Source organism: Pseudomonas sp. NPDC089918 (assembly GCF_050280605.1).
Taxonomy (GTDB): Bacteria; Pseudomonadota; Gammaproteobacteria; order Pseudomonadales; family Pseudomonadaceae; genus Aquipseudomonas.
In genome coordinates this window covers 34921-49975 of sequence record NZ_JBNNVP010000017.1, presented here as the reverse complement: position 1 = coordinate 49975, position 15055 = coordinate 34921, and the positions used below count along the sequence as shown (strand labels likewise).

Annotated in this window: 14 protein-coding genes; 9 read left to right on the top strand and 5 right to left on the bottom strand. The window is 57.8% G+C overall.

Translation table 11 applies throughout. The annotated features are described in order from the left end of the window. Nucleotides 1–304: 304 nt before the first annotated feature. Nucleotides 305–1090 (top strand): outer membrane protein OmpK, encoded by a 786-nt coding sequence (locus ACQKPC_RS14310; protein WP_427625192.1) that lies wholly within the window; start codon nt 305–307, stop codon nt 1088–1090. A gap of 87 nt (nt 1091–1177) precedes the next feature. On the opposite strand, the gene ACQKPC_RS14305 is transcribed toward ACQKPC_RS14310, so the two are convergent. Both ACQKPC_RS14305 and ACQKPC_RS14300 read right to left on the bottom strand, forming a co-directional pair. Next, nucleotides 1178–2332, bottom strand: coding sequence for a patatin-like phospholipase family protein (locus ACQKPC_RS14305; RefSeq protein ID WP_427625190.1), 1155 nt, complete (start codon nt 2330–2332; stop codon nt 1178–1180). A gap of 35 nt (nt 2333–2367) precedes the next feature. Next, nucleotides 2368–3300, bottom strand: a complete 933-nt coding sequence (locus tag ACQKPC_RS14300; protein WP_427625188.1) for a lipid A biosynthesis lauroyl acyltransferase — start codon at nt 3298–3300, stop codon at nt 2368–2370. 118 nt (nt 3301–3418) lie between these two features. On the opposite strand from ACQKPC_RS14300, the gene minC reads away from it, so the two are divergent. From minC to ACQKPC_RS14265, 7 genes are all read left to right on the top strand, one after another. After that, nucleotides 3419–4156, top strand: coding sequence for a septum site-determining protein MinC (gene minC, locus ACQKPC_RS14295; RefSeq protein WP_032830770.1), 738 nt, complete (start codon nt 3419–3421; stop codon nt 4154–4156). A gap of 201 nt (nt 4157–4357) precedes the next feature. Beyond that, complete coding sequence (gene minD / locus ACQKPC_RS14290) at nt 4358–5170, top strand: septum site-determining protein MinD (RefSeq protein WP_223487639.1); 813 nt, start codon at nt 4358–4360, stop codon at nt 5168–5170. Further along, nucleotides 5170–5424 carry a cell division topological specificity factor MinE gene (minE, locus tag ACQKPC_RS14285; RefSeq protein WP_007898843.1) on the top strand — a complete coding sequence of 85 codons (255 nt, stop codon included), beginning with the start codon at nt 5170–5172 and terminating at the stop codon, nt 5422–5424. Before minD ends, minE begins: the two co-directional genes overlap by 1 nt. A 179-nt stretch (nt 5425–5603) precedes the next feature. Then, nucleotides 5604–6239 carry an RluA family pseudouridine synthase gene (locus ACQKPC_RS14280; RefSeq protein WP_008073690.1) on the top strand — a complete coding sequence of 212 codons (636 nt, stop codon included), beginning with the start codon at nt 5604–5606 and terminating at the stop codon, nt 6237–6239. A 240-nt stretch (nt 6240–6479) separates the two neighbouring features. Beyond that, a complete protein-coding gene (locus ACQKPC_RS14275) occupies nt 6480–7769 on the top strand; it encodes a M18 family aminopeptidase (protein ID WP_008073688.1) in 1290 nt (429 codons plus the stop codon). Between the two features lie 229 nt (nt 7770–7998). Next, entirely contained in the window at nt 7999–8175 is a 177-nt protein-coding gene (locus ACQKPC_RS14270) for a hypothetical protein (RefSeq protein ID WP_007898847.1), read from the top strand. 72 nt (nt 8176–8247) lie between these two features. Then, nucleotides 8248–10398, top strand: coding sequence for a mechanosensitive ion channel family protein (locus ACQKPC_RS14265; RefSeq protein WP_427625187.1), 2151 nt, complete (start codon nt 8248–8250; stop codon nt 10396–10398). Nucleotides 10399–10489: 91 nt separating this feature from the next. Here ACQKPC_RS14265 and ACQKPC_RS14260 read toward each other — a convergent pair whose 3' ends face one another. From ACQKPC_RS14260 to ACQKPC_RS14250, 3 genes are all read right to left on the bottom strand, one after another. Beyond that, the gene (locus ACQKPC_RS14260; protein ID WP_427625186.1) at nt 10490–10738 is read right to left on the bottom strand and encodes a bacteriocin immunity protein; all 249 of its coding nucleotides are present in this window, start codon (nt 10736–10738) and stop codon (nt 10490–10492) included. Then, the gene (locus ACQKPC_RS14255; RefSeq protein ID WP_427625185.1) at nt 10735–12699 is read right to left on the bottom strand and encodes an S-type pyocin domain-containing protein; all 1965 of its coding nucleotides are present in this window, start codon (nt 12697–12699) and stop codon (nt 10735–10737) included. Before ACQKPC_RS14255 ends, ACQKPC_RS14260 begins: the two co-directional genes overlap by 4 nt. Before the next feature lie 197 nt (nt 12700–12896). After that, nucleotides 12897–13610 (bottom strand): UTRA domain-containing protein, encoded by a 714-nt coding sequence (locus ACQKPC_RS14250; protein ID WP_007898856.1) that lies wholly within the window; start codon nt 13608–13610, stop codon nt 12897–12899. A gap of 350 nt (nt 13611–13960) precedes the next feature. On the opposite strand from ACQKPC_RS14250, the gene ACQKPC_RS14245 reads away from it, so the two are divergent. Beyond that, entirely contained in the window at nt 13961–15025 is a 1065-nt protein-coding gene (locus tag ACQKPC_RS14245) for an ABC transporter substrate-binding protein (protein WP_427625183.1), read from the top strand. The last annotated feature ends 30 nt before the right edge of the window (nt 15026–15055 follow it).

The following is a 15055-nucleotide window of genomic DNA, read 5'->3' as shown; positions in this document are numbered from 1 at the left end:
GAGTCAGTATTCTCCGCGCCCGCCCGAATCCGCTCTAAAAAAAAGCGCGGATTTAATTCCTGACCAGAAAGACAACTTATCCCGGCTCTGGACAGTACCAAGGCTTCTCGAATTGACGCTCAATCGACTGTTTTCGAACAGCCGAGCGGGCGTTTTTTTACTTTTTGAAAGCCTTGGCTCAGCTCTTGCTAACAGCACTAAAGCTGACCGACTGGATTGTTTTTACAGCAAAGAAAAGGCGCCACACCAGAGCGCCGACCTTAGAAAAATAACGTGGAACCACCTACTTTTTGGGAGCAACCGAATGAGACGTACGTGCACCAGCCTGATGCTCGCGGGATCCTTGCTGGCCGGGGGCCAGGCAATGGCCGGCGACTTGCTGCAATGGCAGAACAACAGCCTGACCTACCTCTATGGCAAGGACTTCCAGGTCAACCCGCGCATTCAGCAAACCGTCACCTTCGAGCACGCCGATGCCTGGAAATACGGGGACAACTTCGTGTTCGTCGACAAGATTTTCTACAACGGCAAGGAAGACAGCGGCGTCGGCTCGAACACCTATTACGGCGAAATCAGCCCACGCTTGTCGTTTGGCAAGATCTTCGACCAGAAACTGGCGTTCGGCCCGATCAAAGACGTGCTGCTGGCCATGACGTACGAGTTCGGTGAGGGCGATACCGAGTCCTACCTGATCGGTCCGGGTTTCGACCTGGCGATTCCCGGGTTCGACTACTTCCAGCTGAACTTCTACCAGCGTCACACCGAAGGCAGCCGTGCTGGTGACAACGTCTGGCAGATCACACCGGCCTGGTCCTACACCATTCCCGTGGGCGATTCGAATATCCTGATCGATGGTTTTATGGACTGGGTAGTCGATAACGACAAGAACAGCAAAGGCACCTACCACGCCAACCTGCACTTCAACCCACAGATCAAATACGACTTGGGCAAAGCCCTGAACATCGGCGAGAAGCAGTTGTACGTCGGTGTCGAGTACGACTACTGGTCAGACAAGTACGGGATCAAGGACAGCCAGTACTTCAAGACCGATCAGAGCAACACGAGCTTCCTGGTGAAGTTCCACTTCTGATTTAAAGTCAAAAAATCGCAGGCTTCGCCAGCTCCTACGGACGTGCGCATCCGGGGTAGGAGCTGCCGCAGCCTGCGATCTTTTGCTTTATGACACCCCCAGAAACCGGCACAGCTCATCCCGCTTGGCCAACGCATCGCGCCGCCCCAGATCGATCAACTCACTGCAATATCCCGCCTCGAACAGCAGATAACTCAATACCCCTGCCCCGCTGGTCTTGGTCGCCCCCGGCCCGCGCAAAAACAGACGCAAGGCCGCCGGCAATTCCTGGCGATGCCGCGCCGCAATTTCATCGATCGGCTGACTCGGCGAAATCACCAGCACCTCCACCGGCGCTGCTCCCAATGCCCGACTCGGCGCGCCGTCGGGCAACAGATGGCTGAACTGATTCAGACGCTGCAGCAACTCGATATCACTTTCCAGGCTGTCAATGAACGTACTGTTGAGCATGTGCCCGCCGATTTGCGCCAGGGTCGGCTGCTGACCTGTGTAGGCGCGTTGCAGCGGCTGTTGCGGGTCGACCCCGCGCGGGTTGCCGCTGACGCCCACCACCAGTACCCGGCTGGCACCCAGGTGCAGGGCCGGGCTGATCGGTGCCGATTGACGCACCGCGCCATCGCCGAAATACTCTTCGCCGATTTTCACCGGCGCAAACAATAACGGAATCGCCGAACTGGCCAGCAAATGTTCGACGCTCAATTGTGTCGGCACGCCGATTCGCCGATGGCGCAACCAGGCTTCGATGGTGCCGCCGCCCTGATAAAACGTGACGGCCTGACCGGACTCATAACCAAACGCCGTGACCGCCACCGCCTTCAATTGCTTCTGCGCAATGGCCTCGGCAATTCCGGGCATGTGCAGTTTTTCGTTGAGTAAACCGCGCAGCGGCGAGCTGTTGAGCAGGGCCACTGGCACCTGAGCGCCAATCCCCAGCAGACTGTGACTGACAAACCGGGTGGCTTGATGGATCACCCCCGGCCAGTCGCTGCGCAATACCAGATGACTGCGGAAACCTTGCCAGAAGGCAGTCAGACGCTGAATCGCGCCGCGAAAGTCCATTGCCCCACTGGCCAGGCTGACCGCGTTGATCGCGCCAGCCGAAGTACCGACGATCACCGGAAACGGATTCGCCGCTCCCACCGGCAGCAGCTCGGCAATCGCCGCCAGCACGCCCACCTGATAAGCCGCCCGAGCCCCGCCGCCGGAAAGTATCAACCCTGTAACCGGTTCAGCAGAACTCATCGCAACACTCCATGGTGCTTAAAGGGATCGGTGACTCAACCGCGTTTGGTGTACAGCTTCGCCTCGCCCGGTGGACGGGTCTTGAAGCGGCGATGTGCCCAGAGGTATTGCTCCGGACATTCGCGCAAAGCACTTTCGACCCACTGGTTGATCCGAATGCAGTCAGCCTCTTCCGTCTCGCCGGGAAAGCCCTCGAGCGGCGCATGAATCACCAACCGATAACCACTGCCGTCCGCCAGGCGTTGCTGAGTGAATGGCACTACCAGTGCCTTGCCCAGCCGTGCGAACTTGCTGGTGGCGGTGACGGTTGCCGCTTCAATCCCGAACAGCGGCACGAAGATACTTTGCTTGGCGCCATAGTCCTGATCCGGCGCGTACCAGATCGCTCGGCCTGAGCGCAGCAGCTTGAGCATGCCGCGCACGTCGTCACGCTCCACCGCCAGCGAGTCGAGGTTGTGCCGCTCGCGACCAAGACGCTGGATGTAGTCGAACAGTGGATTCTTGTGTTCGCGGTACATGCCATCGATGGTGTGTTGCTGACCGAGCAGTGCCGCACCGATTTCCAGCGTGGTGAAATGCACGGCCATCAGAATCACGCCCTTGCCGTCGCGTTGGGCCTGCTTCAAATGCTCCAGGCCTTCGACATGGGCCAGTTTCGCCAGACGCTTGCGCGACCACCACCAGCTCATGGCCATCTCGAAGAAGGCGATGCAGGTGGAGGCGAAGTTTTCCTTGAGCAGACGCTTGCGCTCGGCAGCGGACTTTTCAGGGAAACACAGCTCAAGATTGCGCTTGGCAATGCGCCGTCGGTCGCCGGCCACTCGATACATCAAGGCACCCAAGACGCGACCGACCGACAGCAACGCCGGATATGGCAACTGCACAATCAGCCACAACAGCCCCAAGCCACACCACAGCGGCCAGAAACGTGGAGAAAGAAATGCTGTTCGAAAACGCGGGCGATCCATTAAAGGTTCCGTCAAGACAGTGGCCGCGCATTCTACATCGTTCGACCCGGCTTGCGGCCTGCGGGCGTTCTCGTTATAAGTCTCGGCACTTTTAGTGACAAGTCGTTGTATGCCGACCATGAGCCAAACCGAACCGCTAGACCAAGATCCCGTGTTCCAGTTGAAGGGCAGTATGCTTGCCATTACGGTGCTGGAACTGGCCCGTAACGACCTTGAGAACCTTGATCGGCAACTGGCCGCCAAGGTCGCCCAGGCGCCAAACTTCTTCAGCAATGCGCCGCTGGTCCTGGCCCTGGACAAACTTCCGGCCAGCGAAGCCTCGGTCGATCTGCCGGGGCTGATGCGCATCTGCCGCCAGCATGGCCTGCGCACACTGGCGATCCGTGCCAGCCGCATTGAAGACATTGCCGCCGCCATCGCCGTCGATCTGCCGGTGCTGCCGCCGTCCGGCGCCCGTGAACGCCCGCTCGACCCGCACGAAGGCACCGTTGCGAAAAAACCGGAAAAACCACCGGAACCGACCATCAAACCAACCAAAATCATCACCTCGCCCGTACGCGGTGGCCAGCAGATTTATGCCCAGGGTTGCGATTTGGTGGTGATTTCGTCGGTCAGCCCGGGGGCGGAACTTCTCGCCGATGGGAACATCCATGTATACGGCGCGATGCGCGGTCGTGTCTTGGCCGGCGTCAAAGGTGACACGAAAGCCAGGATTTTCTGTCAGCAAATGACCGCTGAACTGGTCTCTATCGCTGGCCACTACAAGGTTTCCGAGGATCTGCGTCGTGATCCATTGTGGGGCGCGGGCGTACAAGTCAGCCTGTCGGGCGACGTGTTGAACATCATTCGGCTTTAACGGATACTGCCGCATTTTCCAAGCATCTCTAAAACGTAGCGAAAACGGCTCAAACGAAGTAGGAAAAAGGCCAAAAGCAGTGTTTACCGGGGGTAAACGCCGCTCAGAACCGGATTCCAGCCAAGGCTGTCCGACTGCAGTAGTTTTTCAAGAGATGTTTTTCAGGGGCTAAACGTCCTTTTTCCTTAGGGGTAAAACACCTTGGCCAAGATTCTCGTGGTTACATCCGGCAAGGGTGGTGTGGGTAAGACCACCACCAGCGCCGCTATCGGTACCGGCCTCGCTCTGCGTGGTCACAAAACAGTTATCGTCGACTTCGACGTCGGCTTGCGTAACCTCGACCTGATCATGGGTTGCGAGCGCCGCGTGGTGTATGACTTCGTCAACGTGGTAAACGGCGAAGCCAACCTGCAACAGGCTCTGATCAAAGACAAGCGTCTGGAAAACCTCTACGTGCTGGCCGCCAGTCAGACTCGCGATAAAGACGCGCTGACTGTCGAAGGCGTCGAAAAGGTCCTGATGCAGCTCAAGGAAGACTTCGATTTCGTCGTCTGTGATTCCCCGGCGGGCATCGAGAAAGGCGCCCACCTGGCCATGTACTTCGCTGACGAAGCGATTGTAGTGACCAACCCGGAAGTCTCCTCCGTACGTGACTCGGACCGTATGCTGGGCCTGTTGGCCAGCAAATCCCGTCGCGCCGAAAGAGGCGAAGACCCGATCAAGGAACACCTGCTGATCACCCGCTACCATCCAGAACGTGTAAGCAAGGGCGAAATGCTCGGCGTCGAAGACGTCAAGGATATTCTCTCGGTGACATTGCTCGGCGTGATCCCTGAATCCCAGGCGGTGCTCAAGGCATCCAACCAGGGCATTCCGGTGATTCTCGACGACCAGAGCGACGCTGGTCAGGCCTACAGCGATACCGTTGACCGCCTGCTGGGCGAAAGTCGTGAACACCGGTTCCTTGATGTTGAGAAGAAGGGATTCTTCGAGCGCCTTTTTGGAGGTAGGTAATGAACCTTTTTGACTTCTTTCGTGCCAGTAAAAAGGTCAGCACCGCGTCGGTAGCGAAAGAGCGTCTACAGATCATCGTGGCGCATGAACGCGGCCAGCGCAGTACGCCGGATTACCTGCCAGCCTTGCAGAAGGAACTGGTGGAAGTGATCCGCAAGTACGTCAATATCGGGTCCGATGACGTGCACGTCGCTCTGGAAAACCAGGGCAGTTGCTCGATCCTGGAACTCAATATCACCCTGCCAGATCGCTGAGTCGATCCGGCGGGAGCCACGGCGGCTCAGAACCTTCAGGCTTTTGCAGGAGCTGCCGCAGGCTGCGATCTTTTGATCTTGTTTTAAAAGCAAAATCAAAAGATCGCAGCCTGCGGCAGCTCCTGCATTGGGCATTAGGGTTCTGAGCCGCCGTTGGCGTTTGTTACGAGGCTGTTTTAATGCCGTTGTCCAACATCCGCATCATTCATCAGGACGCCGCCGTACTGGTGGTGAACAAACCGACCCTGTTGCTCTCCGTCCCCGGTCGGGCCGATGACAACAAGGACTGCCTGATTACGCGCCTGCAAGAAAACGGCTACCCGGAAGCGCGAATCGTCCATCGGCTGGACTGGGAAACGTCCGGTATCATTCTGTTGGCCCGTGACCCGGACACTCATCGCGAGCTGTCTCGGCAATTTCACGACCGCGAAACCGAAAAAGCCTACACCGCCCTGTGCTGGGGACAACCGGAACTGGACAGCGGCAGCATCGACCTGCCCCTGCGCTACGACCCTCCAACCAAGCCACGCCACGTGGTGGACCACGAATTCGGCAAGCATGCCCTGACGTTCTGGCGTGTGCTGGAGCGTTGTGGTGACTGGTGCCGCGTCGAACTGACGCCGATCACCGGCCGCTCTCATCAGTTGCGCGTGCACATGCTGTCGATAGGTCACCCGCTGCTAGGTGACGGACTCTATGCCCATGAACAGGCACTGGCTGCCTGGCCACGTTTGTGCCTGCACGCGAGCATGCTCAGCTTCACTCATCCGCAGACGGGCGAACGCCTGCGCTTCGAGTGCCCCGCACCGTTTTAACGGTCAATGAGCGTGCTTTTGTGGCGAGGGGGCTTGCCCCCGTTGGAGTGCGAAGCACTCCTGAAACCAGCTAAACCGCATCTGCAGGATTTACGACTGCTTCGCAGCCGAACGGGGGCAAGCCCCCTCGCCACAGCAAGCTCCCTCGCCACATTAAGACTCATCGCCACCAAGAACAGGCCCGCCGCACTTTGCGCTTTCAATACGTTAAACTGGCGCCACTGCTGTCTGGAGCTTCTTATGCGCGAAGAGTTGAACCAAGGCCTGATCGACTTCCTCAAGGCCTCCCCTACCCCGTTCCATGCCACCGCCAGCCTTGTTCAGCGTCTGGAAGCGGCCGGTTATATGCGCCTCGACGAGCGCGAGCCGTGGACCACTGAAGCCAATGGTCGTTACTACGTCACCCGTAACGACTCTTCGATCGTCGCGTTCAAAATGGGCCGTCATTCGCCCCTGCACGGCGGCATCCGACTGGTCGGCGCGCACACTGACAGCCCGTGCCTGCGGGTCAAACCCCAGCCGGAACTGCAACGCCAGGGCTTCTGGCAACTGGGTGTCGAAGTCTATGGCGGTGCATTGCTGGCGCCGTGGTTCGACCGCGATCTGTCTCTGGCCGGCCGCGTGACTTTCCGCCGTGATGGCAAGGTCGAGAGCCAGTTGATCGACTTCAAGGCACCTATCGCGATCATTCCGAACCTGGCCATTCACCTCAACCGTGAAGCCAATATGGGCTGGGCGATCAATGCCCAGACCGAACTGCCGCCGATCCTCGCGCAATTCGCCGGTGACGAGCGCGTGGACTTCCGCGCCGTGCTCACCGATCAACTGGCCCGCGAACACGGCCTGAACGCTGACGTAGTGCTCGATTACGAGCTGAGCTTCTACGACACCCAAAGCGCAGCGGTCATTGGCCTGCATGGCGATTTCATTGCGGGTGCGCGCCTCGATAACTTGCTGTCGTGCTACGCCGGCCTGCAAGCTTTGCTGACGACCGAAACCGACGAAACCTGCGTGCTGGTCTGCAACGATCACGAAGAAGTCGGTTCCTGCTCCGCCTGTGGCGCCGACGGTCCGATGCTTGAGCAAACCCTGCGTCGTCTGTTGCCCGAAGGGGATGAATTCGTACGGACCATTCAGAAATCCCTGCTGGTTTCGGCCGACAACGCCCACGGCGTGCATCCGAACTATGCGGACAAGCACGACGCCAACCACGGCCCGAAACTCAACGCCGGCCCGGTGATCAAGGTCAACAGCAACCAGCGCTACGCCACCAACAGCGAAACCGCCGGGTTCTTCCGCCATTTGTGCATGGCCGAAGAAGTACCGGTGCAGAGCTTCGTGGTACGCAGCGACATGGGCTGCGGCTCTACCATCGGCCCGATCACCGCCAGCCACCTGGGCGTGCGCACTGTGGACATCGGCCTGCCGACGTTCGCCATGCACTCGATCCGTGAGTTGTGCGGCAGCCATGACCTGGCACATCTGGTCAAAGTGCTGAGCGCGTTTTACACCTGCCGCGAATTGCCGTAGTCCTTAGTGATTAAAAGGTAACTTTTGTGGCGAGGGAGCTTGCTCCCGCTCGGCTGCGAAGCAGTCGTACCTTGGCGAACTCGGCCTGTCTGATAATCCGATATTGCTTGTTTTGGGGCTGCTTCGCAGCCCAACGGGAGCAAGCTCCCTCGCCACAATGATCTCCATCACCTCCGCTCGTCCGAAAGCCGCCTAGACTTGCAGTACCCTCTCCGACAAGGCTGTCACCATGATCTCGTTGTCTTCGTTCCACGCCATGCTGATCCCGATTCTTTCCGGGATGATCATGCTGGCCATCGGCTTCAACTTTCGCGACAAGAACGCCGGTGTGTTCGCGATGTGGGTTGGCATGCTGATGATCCTCGCCACTGTGATCTACAAGATCCTCGCCAAACTCAACGAATAAATCCTCGCGCCTGGCTCGCATTGATTTTGACGGGCTCGTACACTCGGCCGATTCGTTCATCCGAGGTCGACCGTGTTCGCTCGTCTTTTTGCCCTGCCATGTTTGCTCCTTGCCTGCCTGATGACACTGCTGCCGATGGCACCTGCCCAAGCGGTCGGTTTGCCGGGGTTGCTCAATGGCTCGGCGAAAACCCAGCCGCAAGCACAAGAGCCGTTGGGGCAATCGCTGGACGAAGTCATCAAGTCCCTGGAAAACGATCAGCAGCGGACTCAGCTACTGACGGACCTGAAAAAACTTCGCGACGTCACCCAAAAGGCTCAGCCGACCACTGAACAAGGCGTGCTGGGGCTGATCGGCGGCACCCTGGCCGGTCTCGAAAAGCAATTTTCCGGCACCGACAGTCCGCTCAATCGCTGGTCCGAAGAGGTCGATCTGGCCAAGGATGAACTGGCGGCGCTGATGCTTCCGGCCAATGAATGGCTGCCGATCATCTTCGCTTTTGCTGTAATCCTGATGGTCTGGAGCCTGCTGGCCGCCGCCCTGATCTGGCTCGGCCACCGGGTACGCATGCGCTTTGGTCTCACCGAAGAACTGCCACAACACCCGAAGGCGCTGGACATGCTGCGCTTCGCCTTGCGCAAACTCGGGCCGTGGTTGATTGCCTTGGTCATGACGGTTTACATGACCTACGCCCTGCCTTCGTCATTGGGCAAAAGCTTGGCCATGGTGTTGGCCTATGCGCTGGTCGTCGGTACCTGTTTCTCGGCGATCTGCGTGATCGCGTTTTCCGTGCTGGATGGTCCGCATCGTCACCGTGCCTTGTACATCCTGCGGCATCAGGCCTTCCGCCCGTTGTGGCTGATCGGCAGTTTCGCTGCCTTCGGTGAAGCCCTGAACGATCCGCGCCTGATCGCCAGTCTCGGCAGTCACCTGGCTCACACCGCAGCGACGTTCGCCAATGTGTTGGCGGCGATCTCCACCGGTTTTTTCGTTTTGCGTTTCCGTCGGCCCATCGCGCACTTGATCCGCAACCAACCGCTGTCCCGGCGCCTGACTCGCCGGGCCTTGAGCGACACGATCGAAATCCTCGGCACCTTTTGGTACCTGCCAGCGCTGGTGCTGGTGGGCATCTCGCTGTTCGCCACCTTCGTCTCCGCCGGCGACACCAGCACGGCCTTGCGTCAGTCACTGATCTGCACTGTGCTGCTGGTGTTGTGCATGGTCATCAATGGGCTAGTGCGCCGCCATTCGCTCAAACCGCAGCGCAGCGTGAAGCGCCACGCGCTGTATTCGGATCGCCTGAAAAGCTTCTTCTACACCCTCGCCCATCTGCTGGTGTGGCTGGCATTCATCGAACTCGGCCTGCGCGTCTGGGGGATGTCGCTGATCCGTTTCACCGAAGGCGAAGGCCATGAGGTCAGCGTCAAACTGTTCAGCCTCGGCGGCACGCTGATTTTTGCCTGGCTGATCTGGATCCTCAGTGACACCGCCGTGCATCACGCCCTCACCCGCTCGCGCAAAGGCCTGGCCAATGCCCGCGCACAGACGATGATGCCGCTGATCCGCAACGTGCTGTTCGTGGCGATTTTCATCATTGCGCTGATCGTCGCCCTGGCGAACATGGGCATGAACGTCACGCCGTTGCTGGCCGGTGCCGGTGTGATCGGCCTGGCCATCGGTTTCGGCGCGCAATCACTGGTGGCCGACCTGATCACCGGGCTGTTCATCATCATCGAAGACTCCCTGGCCATCGACGACTACGTGGACGTCGGCGGCCACTTGGGCACGGTCGAAGGCTTGACCATCCGCACCGTGCGCCTGCGGGACATCGACGGCATCGTTCACACCATTCCGTTCAGCGAAATCAAAAGCATCAAGAACTACTCCCGGGAATTCGGCTACGCGATCTTCCGGGTGGCGGTGCCCTCCAACATGGACATCGACGAGGCGATCAAACTGATGCGCGAAGTTGGCCAGAAAATGCGCACCGACCCGCTGCAACGGCGAAACATCTGGTCGCCGCTGGAGATTCAGGGTGTAGAAAGTTTCGAATCCGGCAACGCGATTCTTCGCGCACGCTTCAAGACCGCGCCAATCAAGCAGTGGGAAGTTTCCCGGGCGTTCAATTTGTCGCTCAAGCGCCATCTGGATGAAGCCGGGCTGGATCTGGCGACGCCGCGGATGAGTGTGCAAGTAATCACACCAAGTGGAGGAAGCGAGTGAAGAGTAGTTACTTATTCAAAGCAGTGAAAACAGGGGGTCAGCCCCTGTCGAAAATCAGCATATCGACAGGAGCTGAATCATTCACTGAACGTTATTCTTTGAAGCCGGATTTGCCGTTAGCTGCGCGCCAACTCTTTATTTCTGCAACAACTGCTTCCGGCCCACTTTTACCTGGATCTGGGTAATACAATAAATCAGATCCGGCGGGATGCTCGCTCAATCTTTCAAATTCCATAACAGCTGCAACTTGATCTTTCTCAGTTGCATACTCGGATTGATATATCTTCTGCACGAAGCCTAAGAATTCCGCCTCAGACATATCACTAATGAGTTTCATCATTTTTTATTCCCCCTATGGATTTCCACATGCCCCTTTGGAGTTAGTACACGAAGGTTGTCGCTATCGTATAAAGCCCCACCGCTTGCTAGCGCAGTGCTGTGGTGTAACTCAAACTTCACCCTTTTCCCAGCACGATCAGCCACTCTTACAAACGGGGCTCGTCCTTTGTTCATTTCATTCAAGCTACCCTGATCAAACGACTTCGCCAACTCCATATCAGTGGGAACCGCTTTCCAAAAGGCCTCCCTGAACGCCCTGAAATTCCTGAACTGCCTGCCTCTCAACTGCTCTGCAATCTGCGACGGAATAGGCGCGCCATCACCTTGCGAAGCCGCTTCCAGCCATCTACCGACAACCGGCTCTCCATCACCCGTGGCGACCCCGGCATCCTCCCGGGGGTCTCGGAACATTATGTATTGCGGGGGCAGGCCAGAATCCGCCGGAAACACAATAATGTAATCATCGAAGCCGGCTTCACCAACAGCCGGATGACTGTCGATTCGTCCTTCGGCGGGGATTATGACGCCACCTGCATACCGCGGCGGACTCGGTTCCTGGACGGGTAGCGCAGTCGAACTGCTATCCGGAGTAATCAGTGGTGTCCATACCAACGTCCTGGGGGGTACATCAGGGATGATGGCGCTATAGACGTTCTCCTGCGGGTTGTGAACAGCCGCCACTACCGGCACACCGGCGGGGAGGCTTACTCCATCGACCGGAACGACGAGTAACTCCGATTGATCGTCCTCTGTTGCCCTGGAACTGAAACGCACTGGCACATCAAGCAAACCGCCTTGCTTCGCTAGATCGTCGAGATCAGGCAAAGGACCGGACATAAAGTCCGACAAGGGATAGCTGAACATGTACCTTTTCGGCAATTCACCATTGGCCAGTTCAGGTGAGTAAACCAGTACACCAACACCGACCATAAAACCCGTTGCCGTTCCTGCGGCCAGACTGGATAACGTAGCGATAGCGGCGCGTATAGCGGCGCGCAATGCCACTATCACGTCTTCGGCAAGCTCCATGACCCCGTTCGGCATCGTGAACCCGAGCTGAGCGTGAGCGGCGGCGCCTACCCGGTAAGTATTCGCGGCTCCGGCGAGCTCCAGGCGTCGAAGCTCGTCATCCACTAAGCGTTGTGCTTGCTCGGCCGCCTCGATCCGGGCCTGTTCTTCAGCCCTTTGACGCGCCAAGTTTTCTGCCTCAAGCCGAGCCAACGCTTCAGCCATTTCCTTCGCATGTGCCTGGGCCGCAATACGCGCTCGCTCTTCTGCCAGTCGCCTGACTTCATTTTCCGCGGCGATACGTGCTAATTCTTCTGCCACTCTACGGGCTTGCTCCTGCGCAATACGAGCCTGCTCTTGAGCGACTTGCCGAGCATGCTCCGCTGCGAGTCGTGCCTGCTCCTGTGCGACCCGACTGGCCTCCTGAGCCTGTAACGTAGCAATAACGCCCTTCACGTTAACGGATTGGGCGTTTAACAGCGCGATGCCCTCAGCCAGCAACTTGGCATTGAACAATGCGGCGTAAGCCTCACGGACAGAAACGCCGCTGGTCCCAGCCCGACGGTTTATCTGGGGCAACCGTCCCCGCATCAGAAATGTATCGACCTGCGTCTGACCGAACCTTTGACTGGCCGTACTCTTGGCTGATGGCAGTGCACTGGCTTTTCTGGCGAGTAAATGATCCCTGACACCCAATTCACGTACAAAGGCCTGCAGGGGAGGCAAAACGCTTGTATCTCCTGCGGCTCTGACTTGCGCAAGTTCTACCTCAAGGGTATGCGCAAGATTATTGGAGAATTCTTTATAGGCATTCTCCATATCCAGAATCTCACCCAGCGGCGCAAAATCGATTCCAGGCCCTGAGCCATCTCCCATCCCCAAGTAATGCAAATACTCATCTTGTTTATTGGGACGCACAACCGAAACCGGAAGTGTTATTCCATTCCCTGACATAGAATTTCTCCTCTATAGACTTGCGTCGTGATAGCAGGACAAGCAGGAGTTAGCATTTAATATGAATACACTCCATATGCCTTCCTGCTAAAGGTAAGTCTATGAGGATCAGAAGTTTCAGATGCGGTACATATATATAGGCAGGCATTATTTTCGAACAAATTTCCAGGCGGTGTTCCTACCGAAGATCCAGAAAATCAGACCACATCCACCCCGACATGAATCGCATCATGGCGCCAAAATTCGAGGTCGCAATCGATCAACCGCTCGTGCTGATCGTAATTGACCCGGGCAATCCGCAACCCCGGGCTGCCCACCGACACCCGTAAAGCCGCTGCCGCATCCACCGACAATGCCGTCGGCACAATCTCGAAACGCACCCGCCCGTAGTGCAAGTCGTAATGCCGGGCATACAGTTCGGTCATCGACTGATTCAGGTCGAAGTCCAGAATCCCGGGGAAAAACTGCGGGTTCAGGTAGTGCTCCACATACAACACCAATCGCCCGTCAATCCGTCGCGAGCGGCAAATCTGAATCACGCTCGACAGCGCCGGCAACTGCAACCAGGCACACACCGCCGCTGATGCCGGTTGCAAACGGGCCGAAATTACCTCGGTGGACGGCACTCGCCCCTGCGCACTGACCATCGCGTGAAAGTGGCTGCGCTGCATCAGGTTGTAAGCCAGCCTTGGTGGCGACACAAACCAGCCGCGCCGCTCCTCGCGATAAATCTGGCCCTGGGCCTCCAGCTGCAATAAAGCCTCACGCACGGTGATCCGCGTGGTACCGAACAACTCACTGAGCTTGCGCTCTGCCGGCAACTTGCTCCCGGGCGCCAACAGACCGTGGTCAAGCTGTTCTTGCAGAACCTGCCCGATGGCTGTCACCGCTTTGGTGGTCTCGATGCGCATCAACGTTACCTATCTGGACTAGACCAGCACTGATTCAGGGCAGAACCGTGATTCAAATCGGTTCCTTCAACTGCCTGCAAGCCTAGGCACTGCATATGACTGACAGATGACAAAGCCGCCGAACGGTTGCGCCAGACACCTGCAATTTTATGGCCAAGTCCCTTTCATATCAGCTCCTTAGCCATGGTCTACGCTTATCTCGCACCCCGCGTATCCGAGCGCAGAAAATTCAGGCCGACCGGTCGTCGACATCAAAATGTCATCCAACCCGCCTAAATTGGCTCAGGTATTGCTGACCTAGACCAACACAACCGCAATCGCAGCGTTGAAAACGCCCAAAGGAGCTTCGGATGAAACAGTTTTTCCTGGCATCACTGTTAGGCTCGACCATTGCCCTGTGCACCTCCGCCATGGCGGCGGATGATCTGAAAACCCTGGAAGCCGCTGCGAAAGCGGAAGGCGCAGTCAACAGCGTCGGCATGCCCGATGACTGGGCCAACTGGAAAGGCACCTGGGAAGACCTGGCCAAGAAATATGGCCTGAAACACATCGACACCGACATGAGCTCGGCTCAGGAAATCGCCAAGTTCGCCGCCGAAAAAGATAACGCCACAGCCGACATCGGCGACGTCGGTGCCGCCTTCGGCCCGATCTCGGTCAAGCAGGGCGTGGTGCAACCTTATAAGCCAACTACCTGGGAACAGATTCCCGACTGGGCCAAGGACAAGGACGGTAACTGGGCGCTGGCCTACACCGGCACCATTGCATTCATCGTCAACAAAAAACTGCTGCACGGTTCTGAAGCACCAACCAAATGGGCGGACCTCAAGACCGGCAAGTACAAAGTCTCTATCGGTGACGTGAGCACCGCGGCACAAGCGGCCAACGGTGTACTGGCCGCCGCCCTCGCCAACGGCGGTGACGAGAAAAACATTCAGCCAGCCCTGTTGCTGTTCGCTGACATCGCCAAGCAAGGTCGCCTGTCCATGGCCAACCCGACGATCGCCACCATGGAAAAGGGTGAAATCGAAGTCGGCGTGGTCTGGGACTTCAACGGCCTGAGCTACAAGGCCAAGATGGCGAATCCGGATGACTACATCGTGCTGATTCCATCCGACGGCTCGGTGATTTCCGGCTACACCACCATCATCAACAAATACGCGAAGAACCCGAATGCCGCCAAGCTGACCCGCGAATACATCTTCAGCGATGCCGGCCAAATCAACCTGGCGAAAGGCAACGCCCGTCCGATCCGTGCCGAGCACCTGAAGCTGCCGGAAGAGGTCAAGGCCAAGCTGCTGCCGAACGAGCAGTACAAAAAGGTTACGCCGATCAAAGACGCGGACGCATGGGAAAAGACCTCCAAGGCGCTGCCGCAGAAGTGGCAGGAAGAAGTCATTATCAATATGCCGTAACACGGTAGACCCCCATTCGGGGATCTGATG